14 protein-coding genes and 1 pseudogene are annotated in these 23,591 nt (G+C 59.2%); 6 read left to right on the top strand and 9 right to left on the bottom strand.

Annotated features, from left to right (window positions below; translation table 11 throughout):
* The first annotated feature begins 124 nt into the window (after positions 1-124).
* Positions 125-928: a 4Fe-4S binding protein gene (locus HPY71_04515; GenBank protein NPV52769.1), complete on the top strand. Its 804-nt coding sequence runs from the start codon at positions 125-127 to the stop codon at positions 926-928.
* Here HPY71_04515 and HPY71_04510 read toward each other — a convergent pair.
* On the bottom strand, positions 917-5,422 hold the full coding sequence (locus HPY71_04510) for a UvrD-helicase domain-containing protein (protein NPV52768.1): 4,506 nt from the start codon (positions 5,420-5,422) through the stop codon (positions 917-919). The genes HPY71_04515 and HPY71_04510 overlap by 12 nt on opposite strands.
* Before the next feature lies 1 nt (position 5,423).
* Positions 5,424-9,221: a helicase-exonuclease AddAB subunit AddB gene (locus HPY71_04505; protein ID NPV52767.1), complete on the bottom strand. Its 3,798-nt coding sequence runs from the start codon at positions 9,219-9,221 to the stop codon at positions 5,424-5,426.
* 177 nt (positions 9,222-9,398) lie between these two features.
* On the opposite strand from HPY71_04505, the gene HPY71_04500 reads away from it, so the two are divergent.
* Both HPY71_04500 and HPY71_04495 read left to right on the top strand, forming a co-directional pair.
* Entirely contained in the window at positions 9,399-9,647 is a 249-nt protein-coding gene (locus HPY71_04500) for a hypothetical protein (protein NPV52766.1), read from the top strand.
* A complete protein-coding gene (locus tag HPY71_04495; GenBank protein NPV52765.1) occupies positions 9,637-10,089 on the top strand; it encodes a PIN domain-containing protein in 453 nt (150 codons plus the stop codon). Before HPY71_04500 ends, HPY71_04495 begins: the two co-directional genes overlap by 11 nt.
* A gap of 84 nt (positions 10,090-10,173) precedes the next feature.
* Here the strand turns inward: HPY71_04495 and HPY71_04490 are convergent, their stop codons facing one another.
* The gene (locus HPY71_04490; protein ID NPV52764.1) at positions 10,174-11,244 is read right to left on the bottom strand and encodes a GPR endopeptidase; all 1,071 of its coding nucleotides are present in this window, start codon (positions 11,242-11,244) and stop codon (positions 10,174-10,176) included.
* A gap of 225 nt (positions 11,245-11,469) precedes the next feature.
* On the opposite strand from HPY71_04490, the gene rpsT reads away from it, so the two are divergent.
* On the top strand, positions 11,470-11,751 hold the full coding sequence (rpsT, locus tag HPY71_04485; GenBank protein NPV52763.1) for a 30S ribosomal protein S20: 282 nt from the start codon (positions 11,470-11,472) through the stop codon (positions 11,749-11,751).
* A gap of 252 nt (positions 11,752-12,003) precedes the next feature.
* Here rpsT and holA read toward each other — a convergent pair whose 3' ends face one another.
* The 4 genes from holA to HPY71_04465 form a co-directional block, all read right to left on the bottom strand.
* The gene (gene holA / locus HPY71_04480) at positions 12,004-13,122 is read right to left on the bottom strand and encodes a DNA polymerase III subunit delta (protein NPV52762.1); all 1,119 of its coding nucleotides are present in this window, start codon (positions 13,120-13,122) and stop codon (positions 12,004-12,006) included.
* Positions 13,123-13,237: 115 nt separating this feature from the next.
* Positions 13,238-15,580 (bottom strand): ComEC/Rec2 family competence protein, encoded by a 2,343-nt coding sequence (locus HPY71_04475; GenBank protein NPV52761.1) that lies wholly within the window; start codon positions 15,578-15,580, stop codon positions 13,238-13,240.
* Positions 15,577-16,344: a ComEA family DNA-binding protein gene (locus HPY71_04470; protein NPV52760.1), complete on the bottom strand. Its 768-nt coding sequence runs from the start codon at positions 16,342-16,344 to the stop codon at positions 15,577-15,579. Before HPY71_04470 ends, HPY71_04475 begins: the two co-directional genes overlap by 4 nt.
* A gap of 263 nt (positions 16,345-16,607) precedes the next feature.
* Positions 16,608-19,103 carry a leucine--tRNA ligase gene (locus HPY71_04465; GenBank protein ID NPV52759.1) on the bottom strand — a complete coding sequence of 832 codons (2,496 nt, stop codon included), beginning with the start codon at positions 19,101-19,103 and terminating at the stop codon, positions 16,608-16,610.
* A 1,106-nt stretch (positions 19,104-20,209) separates the two neighbouring features.
* Between HPY71_04465 and HPY71_04460 the strand changes: the two genes are divergently transcribed.
* On the top strand, positions 20,210-20,386 hold the full coding sequence (locus HPY71_04460; GenBank protein ID NPV52758.1) for a hypothetical protein: 177 nt from the start codon (positions 20,210-20,212) through the stop codon (positions 20,384-20,386).
* A 152-nt stretch (positions 20,387-20,538) separates the two neighbouring features.
* Entirely contained in the window at positions 20,539-20,943 is a 405-nt protein-coding gene (locus HPY71_04455) for a ferritin-like domain-containing protein (GenBank protein ID NPV52757.1), read from the top strand.
* Between the two features lie 201 nt (positions 20,944-21,144).
* On the opposite strand, the gene HPY71_04450 is transcribed toward HPY71_04455, so the two are convergent.
* Positions 21,145-22,959: an NAD+ synthase gene (locus HPY71_04450; protein ID NPV52756.1), complete on the bottom strand. Its 1,815-nt coding sequence runs from the start codon at positions 22,957-22,959 to the stop codon at positions 21,145-21,147.
* A gap of 240 nt (positions 22,960-23,199) precedes the next feature.
* Positions 23,200-23,532, bottom strand: a pseudogene (locus HPY71_04445) (hypothetical protein).
* Between the last annotated feature and the right edge of the window lie 59 nt (positions 23,533-23,591).

Raw genomic sequence — 23,591 nt, 5'->3', positions numbered from 1 at the left:
GTAGTAGCTTAAGTGGCAGATCAGTCCCTGGGGTTATGCGCGGTAAGAAAAATCCTAAAGGCATGCGTATGAGCATGAGTATAAGCATGAACATGAACGTGAGCAGGAGCGGGGGAGCAGGAACATGGTCAGGAGCAGGAGCGAAAACAGGGGTAGAAGCAGGAGCAGAAGGGCTCTCTGGCAGGCGCTCGGCTTCATCCTGGCGAACTCGTATTTTTTTAAATTCCTCAAATACATCCCCTGCCCGACCCTGAACTGCTATGCGTGTCCGGCCGCCAATTTCGCGTGCCCGATCGGCACCCTGCAACACTTTGCAGTCATCCGGCGGGTCCCCTTCTTCACCCTCGGCATCCTGGGCGCCGTGGGGAGCACCTTCGGGAGGGGGTCCTGCGGGTGGATATGCCCGGTGGGCGGGCTCCAGGATATGCTCTACAGGCTGCCGGTACCAGTGAAAAAGATATATCTATCAAATAGGCTCGGCGCCAGGCTCAGCTTCCTGCGGTACGTAGTGCTTGCAGTCCTCGTCTTCATAATCCCGTTCCTCACCCTCGAACCATGGTTCTCCAAGCTGTGCTTTGTCGGGACGCTGGAGGCCGGCATACCCCTGGCCCTTGGAAACCAGCAGATCCGAGCCCTCATCGGCCCCTTCTTCTGGCTGAAGATCGGGATTACAGCCGCGCTCCTGGGGCTGATGCTGTTTATGAAACGCCCATTTTGCCGTTTCATCTGCCCCCTGGGCGCGATCTACTCCCCATTCAACAAGGTGGCCCCGGGCTTCGCCATAACGATCAGGCCGGACCTCTGCACTGACTGCGGAGAATGCACGAGGGCCTGCCCGATGGACCTTGATGTGCCCAGGGAGGTAAACGGGCTGAATTGCATCAGGTGCCGGGAATGCGTGGGACTCTGCAAGGCGCTATCGCCTTGACCCGAAAATCGGCTGCTGACCCAACCCGACCTCAACCACCCTGCCGGCCGACAGGAAGTACAGGAAGGCCTGTTTCACAGGCTCGCCATATATCTTTTCAACTGCGCGCGCGTAAAGGCGGATCTGCTCGCGATAGCGGTCGGCCATCTCCGGAAGGCTCTCCAGGCCATGTGGCAGGTGATCCGTCTTGAAATCCACGAGGAGAAAGCCATCGTCCTCGTGCACGAGGCAGTCTATTATGCCCTGGACCATGATGTACTCATCTTCCCATTCCCCGACCCCCCGCACAGCCATATCCAGGTCCAGGCCTAGGCCATCCAGGCTATTCATGCCATTCATGCTATCAACATTAGGATCACCGGGAGCAGAATCACCGGGAGCCAAGTGATAGGGGCTGACAATATCAAGAATCTCTGAAACCGGCACCCTCATGCTGAATGGCAGCTCGCGCATGATCCATATCCTACCCCTGCCCTCGCTTCCCCTACCCCCGTTTCCGCCCCCGCATCCACGATCGCCCCCCCTGCGGGCAGCGGCAACCAGCCTCCGTCCGAGAGGGGCCGCAAACAACCCGGCTATCGCCCGGGCGTCGACCTCACGGGCCTGTTCAGGGGTCAAGAGTTCGCGACGGACCATATCCCCTATCTGCCTCGCCACCTCGCCCGGCTCAAGAGACGAAGGCCCGCCGAGATCCAGGTGCTGGAGCACGAGGTGCGTCACGGTCCCGCGCTCCGCCGCTGTCAGCCCGCCCCGGTCCCGGAGAAACGCCGGCCTCCCACCAATGACTGGCCTGGGGCGGAGATTCTCAGGTCTGACCCCTTCCACCTCGTCCACCATGAAGTCTATCATCCTTTTTAATTCGGAAACGCTGGCCTTCGCGGCAAGGCGCGAGATGCGGGTATGCGGGTATACCCAGTTGAGGCGCCGCTCGAGCTCGCGGCCCACCCCGGGATCGACGGGTCTCCCGCTGAGGCTCTCGAGCCTCGCTATCCTGTCCCATGCCACCCTGTCCCACGGGGTGCCACCCCCGGCGCCATCGCCCTCGCTCCTGCCCTCGCCCTCGCCCGCCAACCCGCCCGCTCGCGCCACCACCGATTTCGCCAGGCGGGCCACGTCTCCGGAGCTCCAAAATCTTATCTTGATTGGCGCTCCCCCTTTTCCTTCATGCGTAAGGAACCGCCGCGCATCACCCCGCATGGTCGCCATGCAGATCCAGTCCAGGAACGTTCCTGCGGCGGCCAGGGCTTCGTCAGGCAGGGGTGGCGGGGACGACTCTCCACCGCGCAACCCTGGCTCGCTCTCGCCGCCGAATTCCTCGCACATGGCGGCTAGATTCCTGCCCGACCCCACGAGAATGAGCTTCTCCCTGGCCCTCGTCATGGCCACGTACAGGACCCTCAGCTCCTCGGCCAGGGTTTCCAGCCGCAGCCGCTCCCTGATGGCGCGATAGGCTATTGTGGGGCGCTTGATCCTCATGGCCGGGTCCACAAACACCGGGCCGAGGCCGAGGTCGCGGTGAAAGAGGATACCCCTGTTCAAATCCTTGAGATTGAAGTGCTTGCCGAGGTCTGCGACTATGACGACCGGGAACTCGAGCCCCTTGCTCTTGTGAATGCTCATGATCCTGACAACATCCTCGTTCTCGCCGAGGGCCCTGGCCGCACCGATGTCCCCCTGGATATCCTGCAGCCGCCTCACATGCCTCAAAAACCTGAAGAGGCCCGGCCTTGCAAACTGGTCGAACTGCCTGGCCTTCTCATATAGTGCCCGCAAGTTGGCCTGGCGCTGGGCCCCCCCCGGCATCCCACCGACGATATCGAGATACCTCGTATCCCTGAAGATGCGGGAAATCAGCTCGGAAAGCGGCCCCCTCCGGGCCTGGGTTCGCCAGGCCTCCAGGTGCTGAAGAAATCCCAAGAGCTTGTCCGGCAGCGAGCTGCCGGCGCCTCCGCCGGCGACGCAGACAACAGCATCGTAGAAGCTCCCGGCCGGCGCGGTGGCTGCACCACCCCCTGCCCCCTGGGTTCTCCCCGTGATTCTTATCTCGGCCAGCTCTGCAGCGCTAAGACCGACGATTGGGGATTTTAACACAGCAGCAAGGGGGATGTCCTGCCTCGGATTGTCTATAACCTGCAGAAGCGAGAGCATGATCTGGACCTCGGTCGCTACAAAATACCCCGTCCCGAGCTCCGCATATGCGGGTATGTCCATCCGCCTGAAGACCTCGAGAAACACATTGGCCCGGTCCCTCGTCGCCCGGAGCAGCACGGCTATGTCCCTAAACGTCGCCGGACGGTATTCCCCGAGCCCTTTATCCCATACGAGCGCCCCCTGGCCCCCCCGCCCCACAATCCGGTGAATACACGCGCCCACGAGTCCGGCCTCGAGCTCGAGCGCCTGGAGCTCCTCTATACCCATAAGGTCGCTATCATCCGCTCCACCCGCCAAATCATAGCCGGGGCCGCCCGCAGGGCCATCGCTACTATCACCAGCATCTCCCTCGCCACCGTCATTACCCCGGTCACTACCGCCGCCATTGCCATAACCCGCTGCAGCTCTCGAGCCAGGAGCTACCCCCTCATCGCCCGCGTCACGATCTCCCTCGATAAGGTGGATCTCAACCTCGTCCAGCATGGAACCTGGTTCTGGTTCTAGCTCTGGTTCTGGCTCTAGCCCTAGCCCGGGCCCTGGTCCTGGTCCTGGTCTTGGTCTTGGCTCTAGCCTTGGCCCTGAGACCGCTGGTGCCGGCCCCGGGATCGGCGGGTATTGAGCATTATACACGAGTTCCGCGCTCCTATCATAGCTGACCTCGCCCACGCGCCCGTTCAGTATCTGCCGGAAGACGAAGTTTACCCCGTCCACGATTCCCTTCCGGCTGCGGAAGTTGGCCGAGAGGCTGATATGATATCCGGCGCCGTATCCGGCGCCGTGAGCGCAGGGCCCGCCGGAGGACCCGCTGAAGGGTCCGCTGGCATGATTGGTATGATCGGTATGATGTCCATATGGAGGTTCATGTGGATGTTCATATGGATGCCCATATGAATGCTCATATGGCATATAACTTGCGCGCTTCTCCATGAAGAGCCTGGGCTCCGCAAGCCTGAACCGGTATATGCTCTGTTTTACATCCCCAACCATGAAGAGGCTTCGTCCTGCGAGCCGCAGGATAGCGTCCTGGACAGCGTTTATATCCTGGTACTCATCGACCAGTACATCCTCGAACCTTGACCGCAGCGCAATCGCGATATCCGAAGGGGCGAGTTCGCCACCCTGCAGACTCACAGGGCCATCCACCAGGAGGGCGAGGCAGTAGTGCTCGAGGTCATTGAAATCCAGCAGGGCCCTGGCCTTCTTCATTCTCGAATAGGCTTCATCGAGCGCCATCACGAGCCGCACCAGGGTATCCATGTGCGGCGCAAGGCCCCTGATATCGGCAAGGAGGTTCTCGAACGGCACCCCAAAGCAGCCATCCCGCAACTCGTAAACGGTCACCTTTGCTGAATCCCTGAGGGCCTTGACCTTATCCTTCAACGATTCGTCCACATCCTCCGATTTGGCGCCGCGCAACCTCCCAAACTCCGCCTCGCGGAACCTCTCGGCGGCCGCCTGCCACCACCCGCTCGCGCAGGCGTCAGCAAGCCTAACGCACATCTCCACCTCCCTCTCGAGGGTGGATATGTAGGCGGCAGGGCCTCCGGGCCAGCCGGCCAGCTCCAGAGCCCGCGCCAACCTGGCTGTAGCTCCCTCCAGCTTCATGCGGGCATCCTCGAGGACGACCCGGGCCCAGGAGAGGTCGCCGGGGCCAGCCCCGGGCGGGACGTCAAATGCCGCGGCAGCGGATCTCAGCCACTCACCTGGCGCTACCTGGCTCCGCGAAAACCTGTAGAGCGAGAGAACGATATCCTGGAGGGGTTCGTCGCCCCTATCGCCGCCAAACCTGTCGGCCAGCGCCGCAAGTCCAGCCGCAAGCCCCTCCATTCCATCCTTCGCACCCCCGGTCGCGAGCTGGTAGCCCTCCTCAAACACCTGCGAGACAGCCTCGAGGAGCATGAGGGATGATTCATCCTCGTCCATCACCCTAAAACCGGGATCGAGGCCCGCGCGATGGAAGTTCTGCCGCAAGACGGAGAGGCAAAATGAGTGCATGGTGCTGATTTGGGCTTTGTTCAGGAGCATGAGCTGGCGTCGAACCCGCTCGTTACCGGGGTCTATGTCGGCCAGTTTCAAGAGCGCCTCCCCCACCCTCTGGCGCATCTCGGCCGCCGCCGAATCGGTGAAGGTAACGACGAGCAAGCGGTCCACATCCACAGGGTTCCCACCATCGAGCCCCTCCGTGATCTGCCGTATGACGCGCTCTACGAGGACGGAGGTCTTACCAGACCCTGCGGCCGCGGATACCAGGAGATTTGGGGCCTTCGCGGTGATAGCGTCCCACTGCTCCCTAGTCCAAGACCGGTGGATTGAAGGCTCAGGAAGGCTTTTGGGCTCCGGCATATCAAGCACCACCCCCTCCGAATGAACCCCTGCGCATCTCGCTGAGCGTCTCGTCAGGCGCCTCATCAGGCGTTCTATCGAGCTCGCGCCTCATCATCTCCCACACCTCGTCTCCCTTGACCGGCACCAGGTCCCTGTATCTGCTACCGTCGATCAAGATATCAAAGCCGCAAAGGGGCATGTATTCACAATATGTGCAGGGACGCCGTGGTCCATCCCTGTAAGGCTCGGGGGAGATATCCCCACTGATGATGCGCCTGCCGAGCTTCACGATCTCGCTCTCGATGAATCCTATAAGAAGGTCGAACTGTTCCGCGGTGGCTACCTTTGAGCGCCTATCCAGGCTCCCATCCTTCTTGAACGATGCCGGGACCAGCTCGCCCGACCCCTCGACATCCATCATCCGGACGACCGCGGGCTCGCCCAGCACGAGGCCATCCATCCTGAGAGCCTTCAGCAGCCTCCTCTGACCATCCTCAGCGGTCACGGCATCCTTATGCTCGAGGGACAGGAGTGGGTCGCGCACCCCGAAGTAGAGCATCCCGGCCGGCCTGACGGGCTTTGACGGGATCCCTGCAAGTGATGAGGCCCGTGCAAACGCCCGGGCGTGTTCAACGGCGACGGCAAGGTAGGCCGGGAGCTGGAGGCTCAGCCCATGATAAATGTGGGAGATATCCAGCCCTTTCCTGCTGCTCTTATAGTCTATGACCCTCAGATAGAGAGCCCCGGCCCCATCTGCACCCGCGCCCGTTTCCCCTGCCTCCGTTTCCACTGCATCTATCCTGTCTATTTGGCCGCGCAGCTCCAGGAGACGCCCACCACCAAGGTCAAACCTCAACCCGGGGACGCGCTCGCCGCTCCCGAAGCGCACCTCGACGGCCACCGGCGCGAACCGGCCCCTGCGCGCATGTTCGCCCAGGGCGGTCACAGCCCGCGCAAGCGTCCGCTTTATTATCCGGACCAGGTTCACATACCGCGCAGAGCTCAGCAATATCTCGTTACGCAGCTCGCGGCTGAGATTTTCCACGATTTCACCGATAATTCGGGCGGCATCGGCCGGATCCAGCTCGGCCCAACTTACCCTGTCCCTGGCGAGCCGCTCGACAAATTCCTTGAGTGCCGCGTGAAACAACACCCCGAGCTCGGGCGCCTCGACCTTGAACTCATCCCTCTCGAGGAGGCGAAGCGCGTCCCGGGCAAAATACTGGAAGGGGCATGCAGCAAACCTCTCCAGGGCGGAAACGCTCACGCAGAGCGGGTTTGGATATAACCTGGAGGTGATCGCGCAAGGAAGCCTCCCCACGTGGTTCGAATACCAGAGGCCTGAGAGGCTCACCGCCGCGCGTTCCCTCCTCTGCTCGTCGCCCACCAGCCACTCATATATATCCAGCCAGATACTCCCAGGCGGCCTCCCTGAGCGCGCATCCCTGAGCTCCCGGGCGACATAGGCTGCCGCCTTTTCAACAGATGTTATGTAGTCCATGACCCGCACGGCCAACATGCCCGGGCCGGGAGCACCTGCGCCCGAATTCGGGCTGGCGCCCTGCCTGCCGGGTGTGGATGCCAGGGCAGGCCCGTCCGCTGGCGGGCCCTCGCTTATGAACTCCTCCTGGAGGTTTGGAAATACCTCCCGGAGCCTCCTTATATAGAGCGACGGCAGGAGCCCCCTGCCCTTTTCATCGGCTATGGGGTAGCTGATCCACAGCCTCTCACCTGCCCGTGTGAAGGCCACGTAGGTCAGGTACTGCTCACGCAGGAGCTTCTCCTCGCTTGTCGGCCCGAGCTCCATGCCCCGGCGCCCCAGCTCCTCGCGCTCGCCATCGTCGAGAATTGAATCCTCCCTACATCTCGCGGGGAAGACCCCATCGTTCACACCGATGACGAATGCGGCCCGGAGGCTCGGGTGCCGGGATCTCTCCACAGAGCCCACGACAACCTGGTCGAGACCCGGCGGGATGAGGCCGAGCCTCAACCCCCTGAGCCCGACGTCGATTATCTCAGAGTATTCCTCGACGCTGACATGCAGGTCACCGAGCCCCTCAACCACCTGGTCGAAAAGCTCCATCACCCCGGACCATACCTGGACGTGGCCGCGGGCAGATTCGATGTCACCGCGGGCCTCCTCACTCGCGCGCCACGACTCCAGGGTCTCGGCGACGCCAAGCTCGTCCAGCAGCTCGAAAAGCGCCGCCGTTATATAGCGTACCGTCAGCCCGTCATCATCGTTGGCCCGCTTCCCCCCGTTCATCGTGCAAACCCTTGAATAAAATCTCCCAAGGGCATTGACTGCGATATCCCGAGCAGAATTTATGCGCTCGAGCATGAGGCGCCCGGCCTCGTCGGGCTCGCGATCCTCGCCAAGGGCAAACTGCTTCAGGTAGCGCCACTCCGCGCCGCTGGTCCACGCCCTTCCTCGAATCCCGTGGGCCAGGACGTAATTTTCCAGTATATCGACGTCCTCCCGGCTTACCGGGACGAGGTCCGTCTTGAGATAACGGAACACGGGCTCGTACGCCCAGTTGGAGTTTACCACCTCCAACGCCGATCTTATGAGCTCGACGAGGGGGTGAAACTGGACAGGACGTTTGTAATCGAGGAAGAATGGTATGCCGTAATCCCGGAACACGGAGGTGACGAGTGGAGCATAGCGCTCCATCTCCGCATCCCTTATGATCAATCCTATCTCGCGCCACCTGTAGCCTTCATCCCTGCACAGCCGGACGATCTCCCTGGCCACCCCTTCCACCTCGACCCGCGGATTCGAGGCCGCAACCAGCCGCACGCCGGGCGCCGCATCGCCATCAAAGGGTTCCCAGGGGCGTGCGAAAAATTCGCGTTCCAGGTGCGCGAGCGGCGCGGATAGCGTAAATCGCCCCCTCGAGGCGACAACGACGGTGTCCTCGACCTCGACATGCGATTCCCTTGCGATATCCAGAAGCCTCCTGTAGGTCTCCCAAGTAGGGAAGAATGGGTCAAACTCCCCGACTACAGATCCAACTCCAGCCGATTCAGGCGCTTGGGTCCGACCCGGCGGGCCCGGAGGCGGGCCAACGCATATAGTAGGATCCACGCATAAAGGATCCATGCAGATCGCGACCGTGATCCTGGCAGCCGCCTGCATCAATTTGCCAAGGACGATGAATTCCTGGGGAGTGAAGCCTGTGAAACCGTCGACCCATACATAGGAGCCCGTCACAAGCCCTGACGCCGGGAGGCTCTCGCTCAAGAGGTCAAGGTAATCGCAGGGGTCCGTGAATCGCCCATCCAGGTAGGCCTGGAAGTCCTCATAGATGATGGCGAGATCATGTAGCTTCAGGGCAAGCTGGGATCCCCCCAGGCCCTCGTGCTCGAGCGCCGCGAGGCGGCTCTTCACACCCCCCAGGCTGATGTTATAGGCCCGGAGCTCGGCCAGGGTATTCGAGAGGCATTCGATGAAGCCAGCCTGCCGGGTGACCAGGCTAAATATGCGCAGGTCATCGCGGCGCCGCTGGACGATGGAGCGCAGTGCCATGATCTTCCCGAGCTCGCTGAGATATGGCCGGGACGCGCCTCCCACCTCGGCCAGGACTCGCGATGCCAGTCGCCGAAAGCTCAGCACCTGCGCCCTGTGCGTGCCCTCCGTATGCAGCCTTCCGAGAAGGGCATATTCCATCTGGAAGGTGGCCTGTTCAGGGACCAAGACGATAAGCGCCGGGCCGTCGGCACCACGGTCGCCAGATTCCAGCTCAGCGCAGACCTCGGAGAGGCATAGCGACGTCTTCCCCGACCCCGCCCTGCCGATGATGAACCTCAGACTCACGGCTCGCGTCCCCCGTTCTCTTCTTGGTTGCTTTGACTAATTTTTATTCTACCATGGCTGCATAGGATTATCCAGTCAAAAATGGACAATCATTACAATCCACATTGACAATAACCGCATAGTGATGTATAATCCGATGTATAAAAGGCATTGGGGGGTTGTATTTTCATGCCCAGGATGATACGAAAACAGGTCTACATCGCACCGTACCAGGACGTCCTCCTTAAACAGCGAGCCAAAGAGCTAAACGTAACCGAGGCTGAGCTGGTTCGTAGAGCCATAGAACTTTATACCAGCTCCGGCATCACCGCCTATCGAGATTTACGGTACTGGGAAAAGGAGAAGGCCTTCATTGATAGTTTAATAGCAAGGGGACACGTAAAAGGAGGCCGACAGTGGAGAAGAGAGGATCTATATGAACGATAGGTTTTTCGTAGATACTAATATATTAGTCTATGCATACGACCGATCGGAACCATCAAAACAGGAGAAAGCCATTCATGTCCTCGATTGGCTCGCCAAAACCGGCAGGGGGGTAATTAGCGTTCAGGTCCTCTCAGAGTTTTTCGTATCTATCACACGAAAGCTCACCTCCCCCCTGGACATCGATGAAGGATTGGAACGGGTGGACGACTATATCCGATCATGGAAAGTTGTGGATTTAACTAGCTATATTGTTCTGGAAGCTATCCGCGGTGTAAGAGACCACGGCTTCTCATTCTGGGATGCGCAGATTTGGGCGACCGCCCGGCTAAACCAGATCCCCGTGATCCTCAGCGAGGATTTTAATCCGAGCAGTGTCATTGATGGGGTGCTATTCCTAAATCCTTTCGACGAAAACTTCAATGCCGAAAGATGGTTTGAATGAGAGAACATCTTCCCCCATAAAAACCCAGATTGAGCCCTATGGCCGAGGATCGATGATCGAGCAGGGAGGCCGGGACGCGAGAGATTAGGAGAGATATTCAAGTATCTCATCGAAATCAATATTGGGATGCAGGGCCGCGTTCAGGCCGCCCGCCACGATCCTGGCTATATCATCTATCATGTCATCGATCTCCTTGGGCGTGACGATAAGCGTCCCCATGTATGGCGAGAGCACCTGCCTTATGAGATTGCGCTTCTGGTCGGGCGTTAGAGTAAAGCTGGCAGCTGGTTGCGCCGCACCGTGAGCAACGCCGCGGCCCGCCCCGATACCCATCGCTGGCTGGCTTGGCTGGCTTGCCATGAGATCCATTGCGTCCGAGGCGATCGTTATTGCATCCACCACAGTGGGAACACCGATGGCGATGACGGGGATTCCGAGGGTGTCAAGGGTTATACCGAAACGCCTATTACCAACGCCGGATCCCGGGTGAATCCCTGTGTCACCCATCTGGATAGTGGTTCCAACCCTTTGAGTGCTTCGCGCGGCAAGGGCGTCGATCACTATCACAAGGTCGGGCTTCACCTTCTCCACGATCCCCTGAATTATCTCCCCGGTCTCCATGCCCGTTATGCCTAGCACGCCCGGGGCTATGGCGCACACTGAGCGCATTCCCCCCCGGAGCTCTGGCGGGGTGAGGCCATAAAGGTGCCGCGTGACCATGAGGTATTCCAGGACGCGGGGCCCGAGCGCATCTGGGGTGGCATGCCAGTTCCCGAGCCCGCAGCACATTATAGTAGCATCTTTGTTGAGCTGGACCATGCCGTTCAGCTCCCTGGCAAACAGCTGAGCCAGCTCCTCCTGGATGTCGCGATTCTTGCTCCGGAGCTCAGAGGATTCTATCGTAACGTAGTTCCCCCTCACTTTCCCCATCATCCTCTCGGCTTCCTCGGTCATGACTCTGACGCGGGTGACCGTAGCATGCTCCGTCTTGTCAGTCTCGCTCGCAACTCCCGGGATCTCGCGCCCGCTATATTGCCTCACAAGGTCCCTGGCCTCAACGGCCAGATCAGTGCGGGCATAGCCCAGGCCCGGGTCCCAGGTCGAGCCAGCCCCGGCCCCAGCCCCTGTTCCTGCACCTGCCCCCGCGCTCGCCATGCTGCTAGCAGCCGCACCGGCGCCGCCGACTCCCGGCCCAGATTTGCCCCTGTCGAGAAGCTCCCTGATCTGTTTCGGACGTTTGAATTTCAATTCCCTGCCCTCCCGTTTACTTAAGAAACTACCTACTTTAGGGTGTCCATTAGCAGGCCGAGGTATGCCTTGAAATTTCGCATGTGTCGTGGTAGAATAGTCAAGGCAATGCTGTGCGAGGAGGTGAAGATGTTGCCTAATATAAAGTCCGCGGGGAAAAGGGTGCGGGTCACCAAGGTGAAGACGGCCCGAAATACCGCCATTAAGTCTTCGGTGAAGACGGCTATAAAGCGTTACGAAGTCAGTCTCAGCGGTGGCGATACGCAGGCGGCTCAGGAGATGCTTAGAAAGGCTGTAAGCGCCATCGATAAGGCGGCAGCTAAGGGCGTTATCCATAAGAATCAGGCGGCACGACGAAAATCGCGGCTGGCGAAGAAGCTCCTCGCGGCAGCTGGAGTCGCAGCAGCCGAGTAAGAGCCGAATGAGCAAAAGCCGGATGCAAAACTGGGTGCAATGAAGATACAATGAGTTAGAACCGGAGCTAGAGCCAGGGCTAGTAGGAACGACGCTCCGCTGGGGCTGGAGTTGGGGTCGGGGTTGAAGAGTCGGCAATATCGGTAATAGAGGCAATACAGGGTTGAGGTAATAGAGCTAATAGCTGAGGCCGGGTATGCGTGTTCTCTGGAGCAAGCCAGGCCTCATTTTATTTAGGCTTGTTTGGGCCAGTTATTCGGTTCGATTGCACCCGGCTAACCTCCCCGGCTTGCGCCCCGGACTACGACGTCCGGTCCTGCACAGGTTGAGGATCAGGCGCTCGAGAACGAGCCTCTCGGACAGGGTCCCGGTTTTGACCTCGAGATCGGCCCCGTGACACAATGTCAGGGCGGTCCTCAGATCAGCGGGCGAGAAGCGCTCCGCCTGCGCCAGGCATTTCCGCACAGCAAAGGGCGCGCGCCCCAGCTCGCTGATGATCTTGTTCATCGGCATTTTTGCATCCCTTAGTAACCTGGCCTGCAGGATGCCCCTCAACTGCCACGCAACCATGGTTATGACCCTTATGGCGGGTTCGCCGCGCCTGGTAATGCTATTCAGGCAATCAAGGGCAGCATCCAGATTTCTATTGCCGACGGCGTCGAGAAGGGCAAAGATGTCCTCCTCCAGCGACTTTCCAACAAGCTCCGCGATGTCATTCTCGGAAACCCTCGCACCCTCCACATCCCCAAGGTAAGTGCGGATCTTCTCGAGCTCGGTTTCGAGCCTTCTCAAATCCACCCCGACAGCGCTCACCAAATACAACGCGGCCCTGGCGTCCAGGGTCAGCCCCATCCGGCCTGCCTTCTTGATGACCCAATCCTGGGCATCCCTCGGGTAGAGCCTTTTAAACTCTACCGCCCGCCCGACCCTGGTCACAACGTTGAATATCCGCCGGCGCCCATCATTCTTCTCGGCAACCAGAATGACCACGTTCGTCCCGGGCATCTGGAAGATGGCGTCCGCTATCCTGGCCTCTGCCTCTACCTTGAGCGCATCGAGGTTCTTTACGACGATCACGCGCTTGGGGGCAAAGATGGGCAGGGAGACTATGGCACCTGTTATTGTGTCCGCCGGGGTTTCCGCCGCATCAAACGTCGTCAGGTTGAAATCCCTCGTCGAGGGGTCCATCTCGCCATCGAGGATCGCATCCACCAGGGCGGACGCAACCTCATCCCGCATCAATGTCTCTTCCCCATAAAGGAGATAGACGGGGACAAACCTCCTCTCCCTGAGGTCCTTCTCGATGTCCTTGAAGCCCGCAGACTGCACGCCCCCGGCGCTCTTCTCCGCCCTACTGCCAGGTCCTCGCACCTTGACTCCTCCAAACTCCAAATCCAGATTCCACATTCCCGATTCCAGGATCCTAGACCGCCAGGCCGCGGCCGCCGGAACAGACCCGGCCGGCATGCCCGCTATCGTCACGCCGCTATCGCCGCGCCCGGTTCCGACCAGTCACCACCCTGATACCCCGCCCGTCAGTGACCACGGTTATGGAGCCACATTCATCTGTGCGATATACGGTCGAACCACCCGATGCCAGGAGCTCGAGAACCCCAGCGTCCGGGTGACCGAAACGGTTCCGGCCGACGGACACGATCGCAACCTCGGGATCAACGCATCTGAAAAAAAGATCATTCACCGAGTACCGGCTGCCGTGGTGAGGCACCTTCAGGACCGTGCTGCGAAGTTCTACCGCGCTGCCAGGCCCCTCACTCACTGCGCCTCCACCTCCACCGCCCATGCCCATCCCTCTATATTTTGCAACAAGTGTTCGCTGGGCTTCAAGCTCAATATCCCCTGTAAATAGGAACCTTATGTTGCGATATGACAACCTCACGACGAGAGAGTTGTTGTTTATATCATCACGCGTCCCTGCGAGGAGGGGCCCCGGGTGCAGCACATCCAGCCTCACATCCCGGTCGAGCTTGATGGCCAGGCCGCGCCGCGCAACAAGGTATGGAATGCGCCTGTTCTTAATCAGTCCCAGCAGCTCCTCATATACTGGGGATGGGTGTTCGAGGCCTACATCGATAACGCGCCCCACCCTCTTCTTGGAGATAATATCCTTGAGGCCACCGATGTGATCCTCATGCGGGTGGCTTATGATGACCGCATCCAGCCGCCTCACACCTCGCCTCCGCAGTGTCGCCGTTACAGCCCCCATGCGGCCGTATGAGCTCCCCCCATCGAGGAGAATCGCCCGCCCACTCGGCGTCTGGATCAGCTCGGCATCCCCCTGCCCCACCGCTATAAACGTGACCCTGAGCGGCGCACCAGGTCTCAATGCAAGCAAAGCAACGAGAACCGTCGCCAGCGTCATACCGATGATAAGCTTGTCTCCGGGACCACGCCACCTCCACCATTCCCCCGCCCTCCTGGCGATCCTCTTCAACTTCAGATAGCCCGCCTTAAAGGGAAGCGGGGACCCAGGAGGCACGAGCGAACAGAATACGAGATAGCTGAGGCAGTAATACAGGAACATGACCGCCAGGTTCGGGCACGGCAGCGGGACGGAGGCGAAAGGGAGCCTCGCAAACACCCGCGCCCCTGTGATTATGGCCTCCAGTATCACTGCATTCGCAGCGTTGAATACCTCCGCAACCGCTGGCAGTGCGAGGCCTGTCAGGCCCGAGACGAGCCCGATGATCACCGCGGCCTCCGCCAGCGGCACCATGATGGGATTCGTCACGAGGCCGATAAGCGATACCTCGTTGAAATAATAGGCAATCAGGGGCAATACGCCGGCCTGTGCCGCCACTGTTACCGCCACGGTCTCGGCAAGCCATGAACCGGCCGTCCCCGGCCACCCGGGGATCCCAGGGTCCCCAGGGCGCCCGGAGCGCCTGGGGTGTGCGCGGTCTGCCGCACCAGTTGATATCTTGATGAATCCAATCAGTATGCTGGCGAACGCGACGAGACGAGGGGCGAGGCATGGGGCAAATTCCAGTATCCCGAATGTCGCCATGAACGAGAGCTGAAATCCCATGTCGAACACCAGTGATGGATCCCAGGCCAGCAGGGCCAGCCCCGCCAGACCGAGGAGGTTCCTCCCATCCACATCGCGCTGCATGCACCGCGCAAGCGCCGCTGCCGTGAACATGATGCCCGCTCTCATCACGGGCGCTCGCATGCCGGCCATGGCGGCATACACCAAAACCCCGGCTATCGTAACCGCGGCCGAAATGCCCCTGGGGAGGCCAGCCGCGGCCATGAGGCCGGATAGAAGCATCGCCACGAAGCCCACATGCAATCCTGACGCGCTCAGGAGATGGACAACGCCGCATGCGCGGAGATTCTCTTCCACCTCCCTGTCCATGCCCCTTTCCCCAAAGAGGAAGCCTGAGAGCAGGGCTGCATGGCGCGGCGAAAGGCTCGCCCCATGAATATCCAGGATCGCCTCCTTCAGGCGGAGCGCGATGCCAGCTGAATGCCCGGCTGCGGCAGGGTGACCGGTTACAGCCCTGCCCACCACCTGGCTCGCGACCTTGTTCACGATCTGGCCAGGAGCCCGGGCCTGGAAGCAGACCTGAACCTCCCTCCGCAGGGCACCGGACAAGGCGACAAGAATGGCCAGGACAACCACCAGCAACAGGTCATAGGATCCATAATGCCGGTCAAATATCCTGCCACTCAGGTGCAGGCACACCGCCAGGATAAACAACATGAGGACCAGCATGCATGCCAGGGCATCAAGGCCAGGCCTTGTAACCTCGTCCAGAAAGATCCCGGAGGCGAAGGCCACGGCCACCCACAGAAGCGGGGTTCTCATTGGATGCTCACGAGACCCCTTATGGCTTCAAGTTTTTTCTCGCCTATCCCGGGAACCTCGAGCAAATCCTCAACGGTTTGAAAGCCTCCCCGCGATTCCCGCGTTTCAAGTATCCTGCGGGCAAGCTCCGGGCCTATGCCGGGGAGACCCTCGAGCTCGTTAACAGAACACATATTTATGTTTACTCGCCCCGCGCCCGCGGGCCCCGCAGGAGCCGCAGGGGACGAGGACAGGCCGGCCCGCTCGAGCCTGGCCGGATCGGGTTGGAATGGGATATAGACCTGCTGCCCGTCCCTGACCCGGGCCGCGAGATTCACCGCATCAAGAGCGGCCTTTGCCAGGGGGCCTCCGGCGGCCTTAACGCAATCATCCACGCGCGAATCCTCGGGGAGCCTGTAAACCCCCGGCGCGCGGACGGCGCCGCACACATGGACAGCAATGCCCTGCGCCCTCCCCTCCTGAGCCTCGCTTCCCGCTCCTGTTGCCATGTTTCCCACTTCTCCCGCCGCGTTCCCCGATCCTCCCGTTGTCCCGCCAGCTTCGACCGCGGCACCCGGCTCGCGCCCGTCCTCCCGGCGCGGGCGCGCATCGCCCGGGCGCTGGTCTGACACCGCCCGGACCTGCGCCACCTGCGCCCCTTGTATACCTTCAAGCGACACCGGCGGCACCGATAAACGCTTCCATACAATGATACCGCAGCCAGACCAGAAGGCGACCAAGAGCACCATCAGTGCGTATCTCTGGCGCCGCGTGAAATCAATCATAGAATATCGCCTCCAGCCCTCCGGATTTCCGTAGCCACATTCTTATGGCCGTCCATTCTTACTTGTTTACTTATGGCTATTCCTTTCGACGCGGCTGGGGCCTTACCCTTTTATTTCCATACCACCCAAAAGCATGATTTTGAAACCAACTCAAGGTATCAACCCGAAGTAAAGCCTAAAACAGTGAAATTCAAAACAAAATCCCGCCCAGAGCGGAGCTTCCCCTCCCCGGGCGGGATTTTGAATTCCCTTCCGTCAGCTATCTAATTCGTCACTATATTGACCAGCTTCCGGGGCACGACAAATACATCCCGCACCCCCTTCTCACCTATGAAGGCCCTGGCCCTGTCCTGCTTCAGGGCGACCTCCCTCAGCTCCTCTTCATCCATCTCGGACGGGATCGTGATCCTGTCCCGCACCTTTCCATTAACCTGGATTACGATAGTCACCTCGTCGACCTTGATCGCCTCGGGATCGAACTCGGGCCAGGCCTCCCTGTGGATGCTTCCCGTCTTGCCTATGCGCCGCCACAGCTCCTCCGAGATATGGGGGGCAAAGGGCGCAAGCAGCAGGAGTATGACCTCGCAGGCTTCCTTCATCACGGCCAGCCCGTGCGGCTCGTCAGCCGCAGCCGCCCTGTCCTTGAACTGATACATTGCGTTCACGAGCTCCATGACGGAGCTTATGGCGGTATTGAAGTTGAACCTGCCTTCGATATCGTCGGTGACCTTCTTTATTGTCATGTGTACCTGCCGGCGCAGCGCCTTCTCGTCCCTAGTGAGGGCCGCCCCATCAAGCCCCTGCCCATCGAGCCCGCGTATGGAATCCGAAAGCTCCTGGACGAGCCGCCACACCCTGTTGAGAAAGCGGTGCGAGCCCTCGATCCCCTGGTCGCTCCATTCCAGGTCCCGCTCAGGCGGCGAGGCGAACAATATAAAGAGCCTTGCCGTATCGGCCCCGTACTTGTCGAGGATATACTCCGGGTCGACCACATTGCCCTTGGACTTGGACATCTTGGCGCCTTCCTTGAGCACCATCCCCTGTGTCAGGAGGTTCGTGAACGGCTCCTCCACCCCCACGAGGCCGAGATCGTGGAGGACCATCGTGAAGAACCTGGCGTACATGAGGTGGAGTATCGCGTGCTCAACACCCCCGATATACTGGTCCACAGGCATCCAGTAATCCACCGTCTCCCTCTTGAATGGCGCATCCGTGCACCTCGGGCAAGTGTAGCGCAGGAAATACCACGACGAGCACACAAACGTGTCCATCGTCTCGGTCTCGCGCTCAGCCGGCCCCCCGCACACAGGGCATGTCGTCTCCACAAACTCCCTGGACTTGGTCAGGGGCGACTGGCCCGTCGGTTCAAACTCCACGTCGAGCGGCAGGAGCACAGGAAGGTCCTCCTCCGGCACGGGGACGGTCCCGCATTTCTCGCAATAGACGACCGGTATCGGCGCGCCCCAGTAGCGCTGGCGCGAAATGAGCCAGTCTCGGAGCCTGTAATTCACCTTCCGCCTCCCGATTCCCCGTTCCTCCATGAAGCCCGCAATCCTGTCGCGCCCGACCGTGCTATCCAGGCCATCAAAGCCAGGCGAATTGACCATGACCCCAGGCTCAGCATAGGCCTCGCCCATAGTCGCCGCATCCAGGTGTCCGCCGGGCGGCTCGATGACGACCCTGACCGGCAGCCCATACTTCTTCGCAAACTCGAAGTCACGCTGGTCATGAGCGGGCACGCCCATCACGGCCCCGGTCCCATATTCCATGAGCACATAATTGGCGATCCAGATGGGGACCTCCTCGCCATTCATCGGGTTTATCGCATGTGCGCCCGTAAACATGCCGCGCTTCTCGGCCTCGGTCGACGTGCGCACTATCTCGCTCTGGCGCCTGACCTCTTCTATAAAGTCTCTCAGCTCCGTCTCCCTCGGGCTCCCGGCTATAACCTTCTCTACCACGGGGTGCTCGGGCGCAAGGACCATGTATGTTACACCGAAGATCGTATCCTGCCTCGTCGTGTATACCGGCAGCCTGTCGCCGGTCTCTTTCACCGTAAATGTGATCTCCACGCCTTCGCTGCGGCCGATCCAGTTCTCCTGCATTATCTTGACCTTGTCAGGCCAGCCCTCGAGCCTCCCCAGGTTTTTCAGGAGCCGGTCCGCATAATCCGTGATCTTGAAAAACCACTGCTCGAGGTCGCGTTTGGTCACCGGGGTGTCGCAGCGCTCGCACGCGCCATCAACAACCTGCTCATTTGCGAGGACCGTCGCGCAGGACGGGCACCAGTTCACCGCGGCCTTCTTCTTATAGGCAAGGCCGTTCTTATACAACTGGAGGAAAAGCCACTGCGTCCACTTGTAATAGCTGGGGTGGCACGAGGCGACCTCCCTGTCCCAATCATAGCTCAGGCCCAGGCTCTTCATCTGGCCCCTCATGCGATCTATATTGCTCCAGGTCCATTTCGCAGGGGGAATCCCGTGCTTTATGGCTGCGTTCTCAGCGGGCAGCCCGAACGCATCCCAGCCCATGGGGTGTAGCACATTGTAGCCGCGCATCCTCTTGAATCTCGCGATAACGTCCCCGATCGCGTAGTTGCGCATGTGGCCCATGTGGAGCGCCCCTGATGGGTAGGGAAACATCTCGAGACAGTAGTATTTCGGACGGCCCCCCCCGGCCTCGACCCTGTAGAAGCCCTCTTTCGCCCAAATCTCCTGCCATTTTGATTCAATATCCTTAAAAGGGTATCTATCTTCCATCCCCTTCACCTCGCAACATAACCTCGCGATATGCCGCATAGGCTCGCCACATACCATATAGGTGCATCACTACCAAACGAAAAGCAAACAGAGATAAAAATCAAACAAAAAATCCCGCCCCCAATGCCAGGCCGCAAAGGCGAGAGGCAGCGCACCCCATCCCTCTTTTCGTAATTATACTCCATCATGTTTTAAATTGGAAGAGGGTTTTCCACGTTTCCACGTTCTGCAGGACCCCGTCAAGTGCGATCCGATAGCCGGCCACGTGACCCTAACGAAGGGAGAACGCTCGGAGCTTGCGGAGATAGCCGCGAGGATATTATGAAACCAAGAACCTGCGCTCAGGATGCCAAGAACCTGTGCTCAGGATACAATGCTATTTATGACGGAGCAATGCTGTTTATGACGGGAGGCGGTTTCATGAAACGCGGGTGCGCCTGCGCTCCTCCGCATAATTGCTCCCCTCCATACTCTTGACATAGGCCTTGAGCTCCGCAACATTCCGTAGGAACTCGTGGTAAGGTGCTCTCTGGCCGGGTTCATTTAGGGCCTCTAATATGCCCGCCTCTGATGCGCCTCACAAAGCTGCGCAGGGCATCGAGTGTGGTAGAGCTACCGATGATGGGGCTGTAGGTTGTGGGACTGCGCATAGCCATAACACCCTCCGCTTTCGCATGGATTTCCTCCAAGACACCCTGCAGACTGGCAGACTGGCATAGAGTAAAAACCTGCACTTAGGCCCCTGGTGGGCGGCTCTCGTCCATATTTCACGTTAGAAACATACCGCGGACATGTTGCGTGTTTATAAACCTTTATTCAATTTTCGTTAAAATATATGATTCAGCGATAGATTTCAACATCGAACCCCATACCTGACCCCCACCCCATACCAAACCGCATATTGAAGGTTTAACATTGAATTTACCAATACTTTACAAATATACCGGATAAATGGGATACTATATGAGCGGAGGTCAGAGAGGCCTCAGATAGGATATCGCGGTAGGATACCAGGATAGGATACCAAGATATCCGATAAGAAGAATAGGAATCAGAGAAACCAATGGGAAAGGGATGAGGAAGAGTGTAAGGAGGTGACATCCAAAATGTATGAAATATGCCCGGATTGCAGAAAACAGGTAGCCAGCTGGGAACATTACTGCCCCCACTGCGGCGGCGAGCTTAGGAAAAAGGCTGCAGCAGGGCCCCGGAAGGCGGCTCAAAAGGGCGTAAAGTCCGGGTCAGCGGCTGACAAGCTCCTAACCTTCCTGAAGCTACAGTAGCAGAATAAGGGGCAAAATCGAGGACACGCGGACACCCTCGCGACCTCCGGCATATCATGATCATAGAGGGGTAAGCCCATATGCCCCGACTACCCCCACCCCCCCAAAGACCCGGATCACAGGCTCACAAAAAGGAGGAAAGGGTGATTTCCATGACCTTTGCTGAGGGTGTCCGCAAGGCTATAAACGATGAGACTGCGGCGGCCAGGATGTACGCCCAGCTCGCGGACATGGCGCCGCTAGCCGCCTTTGCGGCCCGGATCAGATGCATCCGCGACGATGAACTCCATCATGCACACATGTTCTCCTCATTTCTTGCGATGTCAATGGCCTCAGGGCCACCAGGACCAGACGAGGGCGTAACCGCAGGATCGTTCACCGAGGGGCTGAATGCGGCGATAGCCGGAGAGCTCGATGCTATCAGGTTTTACGCGGAGCTCGCGGACATGTCCCCGAACCTCGATATTCGAGAGCATATCCTCTGTATACAAAAGGATGAGATGGAGCATGCAAAGATATTTGAATTCATGAAGTCGGTCATGATAGGCGGGTTATAGAGATACGTGCCGATCTTCACCGGCAGCCGCTGCGTGATGGAATAGCACCGCCCTGAATATACCACCCTGGACAGGGAGTAACAACCAGCGCGGAACCCGTGCCTTCGTAAGCAATTGAGGATGGCATATATATCGGAGGGTGAAGCAAGCCGCCCGGGCGCCTGGATAGCCCGGGTGGCTTTTCATCAGGGCCATGTCCAGCTACTCCGCGAAATGATTCGTGATAGGGAACCTCCTGTCGCGCCCGAAGGCGCGCGGGGTAATCTTCACCCCGGGTGGGGCCTGCCGGCGCTTGTACTCGCTCCTTGCGACCAGGTTCACCACCTTGCACACCACATCTTCAGGGTACCCCATCGACACAAGGGACGGGGCATCGATGTCCTCCTCGACATGGGCCTGGATTATAGGGTCGAGCAACTCGTAGGGCGGGAGGGAATCTGTATCCTTCTGATTCGGTCGCAGCTCCGCTGTGGGTGGACGCAGGATGATGCTTTCAGGGATTATGGGGCTGGGCCCGCGCGCGTTCCTGTAGTGTGCGAGCTTGTAAACCAGGGTCTTCGGGACATCCTTCAGAAGGGCAAAACCGCCGGCCATGTCCCCGTAAAGCGTTGCGTAGCCCACGCTCATCTCGCTCTTGTTGCCGGTCGTGACAACAAGCCACCCGAATTTATTGGAAAGCGCCATGAGTATATTCCCGCGGATCCGGGCCTGGAGGTTCTCCTCGGCCACCCCGAAGGGGAGATCGCCGAATGCCGCCCCGAGGGATCCAAGGTAGGCCTTGAAAACCGGCTCGATGGGTATGACCCGAAATTCGATCCCTAAAGCGGCTGATAGCGCCCTGGCATCCCTTATACTTATGTCTTCGGTGAAGCGCGAGGGCATGGAGACGCCCACAACATCCTCTCTACCAAGGGCATCGGCGGCGATGGTGGCGGTGAGCGCCGAATCTATCCCGCCGCTCAACCCGATCACCACCCGCTTGAATCCATTTTTCCTGACATAATCCCGGAGCCCGAGCGAGAGCGCCTGATAGACCTCACCTATGGGGTCAGGGTCTGCTCCGCCGTAGCCAAATGCCCCGCTATTGGGTTGGTCGCCATCCGGCCGGTCACTAGCATCAGCAGTGGTGACAGCGCTGACGTTAGCATCGGCACTGGCACCGGCATCGAGGTCAAGGGCCACGGTGTCCAGGGCCTCCAGGATCCCCCCGTTCCCTCCAGCATCTTTCGATAGTTTGCGGCGCCTGGGATCGTGGAGCCTCCTCGAGAACACCCTGGATGGGAAGACATCGGCAACTACCAGGTCTTCCTCAAACGGCTTACCCCTGGCCACCACCTCTCCCCGCTCGTCGATTATGAGGCTGTTGCCGTCAAAGACGAGCTCATCCTGGCCCCCGACCATATTTGCAAAGACAACTATGACTGCATGGTCCTGGGCACGAGTGCGCAACATCCTCTCCCTTTGTCCGCTTTTCCCCATATGGTAGGGGGAGGCAGAAAGGTTGACTATTATCTCGGCCCCGCCGGTGCCCGCTTCCCAGGCTATGGGTCCCCCGGGGTACCATATGTCCTCGCATATAGAAAGGCCGAATGTAACCTGTCCGGCCTTTACCACCATGGGCCTGGTCCCCGCACCAAAATACCTATCCTCGTCAAATACCCCGTAATTGGGCAGGTATGATTTATGGTAGGCCCCGCATATCACGCCCCGGTGGATCACACAGGCGGCATTAAAGATATCATCCTGTTTGTCCACGGAGCCGAGGACTATGATGGCATCGTGCTCCCTGGTTGCGGCGGCGATATCCTGCACACCCCGCTCAGTCTCCTCGATGAACCTCGGCTTGAGAAGCAGGTCCTCCGGGGGATAGCCAGTCAACGCAAGCTCCGGAAAGACCACAAGATGCGGCCTCCACCTCCTGACCCTATCTAGGGCATCCAGGATCTTCGACGCGTTATACTCGATATCTCCAACTATCGGATTCATCTGGGCTATGGCAACGCGGAAACCGCCCATACACCTTCCCCCGATTCATATCCAATCCATGCCCGATCTATATTATCACTAGATTATCACCAGAGGTCGGTATCCCGGCCCACATAAAATAATAGCCGTAGAGCCTACGGCTGTCAAATTTCATGTCATGTTTTCTGATATTGACTTGCCCCGAGAATGACCTGACCGCACAGGGGATTACGATGAGGTCCTGCCCATGTCCCAAAGCTAAGTGCGTATTCCTGAGACCGTTGATTTCTCCTAATTAGATGGGAGCACAAATCGCACCTTGATAAACGAGATAATGCCATAATCTCCATATAACCCCACAATATGGGGGATTTGATGCCTGTTAGCCCGAGTATTCCAAGCTGCTATAGGCTCTGCAAGTGCCGAAGCCTTCAGCTCCTTGAGCAGCGTGAAGATGCGCTTTATGTTCAAAGCGATTGCCGTTAGGCGTACCTGGAGGTCCACCTTCTCAACACACCGGTAGAGGGCTCTCGCCATGCCGTGAGATCTCTTTGCCTCGCCAAACTTCGGCTCTATCCTGGCGCGGATCGCCTTGTCCTTTTGGAAAGCCTCAGTCTCATTGTAGGCAGCCGTTTGAAACCAGGATACAGTATGGGTACTTGACCTCGAGGTCTACCCTGATC

This window comes from Bacillota bacterium, assembly GCA_013178125.1.
In the GTDB taxonomy this organism is placed as follows: domain Bacteria; phylum Bacillota; class SHA-98; order Ch115; family JABLXJ01; genus JABLXL01.
Note: the sequence above shows the minus strand (reverse complement) of the source record. Positions and strands in the feature narration are given on the sequence as shown.

Excerpts from the sequence above, each read along its gene's own strand:
- HPY71_04495 (NPV52765.1), top strand. The coding sequence starts at position 9,637 with ATGAACGATAGGTTTTTCGTAGATACTAATATATTAGTCTATGCATAC.
- HPY71_04450 (NPV52756.1), bottom strand. The coding sequence starts at position 22,959 with ATGGGCGGTTTCCGCGTTGCCATAGCCCAGATGAATCCGATAGTTGGA.
- HPY71_04460 (NPV52758.1), top strand. The coding sequence starts at position 20,210 with ATGTATGAAATATGCCCGGATTGCAGAAAACAGGTAGCCAGCTGGGAA.
- HPY71_04465 (NPV52759.1), bottom strand. The coding sequence starts at position 19,103 with ATGGAAGATAGATACCCTTTTAAGGATATTGAATCAAAATGGCAGGAG.
- HPY71_04510 (NPV52768.1), bottom strand. The coding sequence starts at position 5,422 with ATGCCGGAGCCCAAAAGCCTTCCTGAGCCTTCAATCCACCGGTCTTGG.
- HPY71_04470 (NPV52760.1), bottom strand. The coding sequence starts at position 16,344 with ATGATTGATTTCACGCGGCGCCAGAGATACGCACTGATGGTGCTCTTG.
- HPY71_04515 (NPV52769.1), top strand. The coding sequence starts at position 125 with ATGGTCAGGAGCAGGAGCGAAAACAGGGGTAGAAGCAGGAGCAGAAGG.
- HPY71_04500 (NPV52766.1), top strand. The coding sequence starts at position 9,399 with ATGATACGAAAACAGGTCTACATCGCACCGTACCAGGACGTCCTCCTT.
- HPY71_04490 (NPV52764.1), bottom strand. The coding sequence starts at position 11,244 with ATGGCGAGCGCGGGGGCAGGTGCAGGAACAGGGGCTGGGGCCGGGGCT.
- HPY71_04475 (NPV52761.1), bottom strand. The coding sequence starts at position 15,580 with ATGAGAACCCCGCTTCTGTGGGTGGCCGTGGCCTTCGCCTCCGGGATC.
- HPY71_04455 (NPV52757.1), top strand. The coding sequence starts at position 20,539 with ATGACCTTTGCTGAGGGTGTCCGCAAGGCTATAAACGATGAGACTGCG.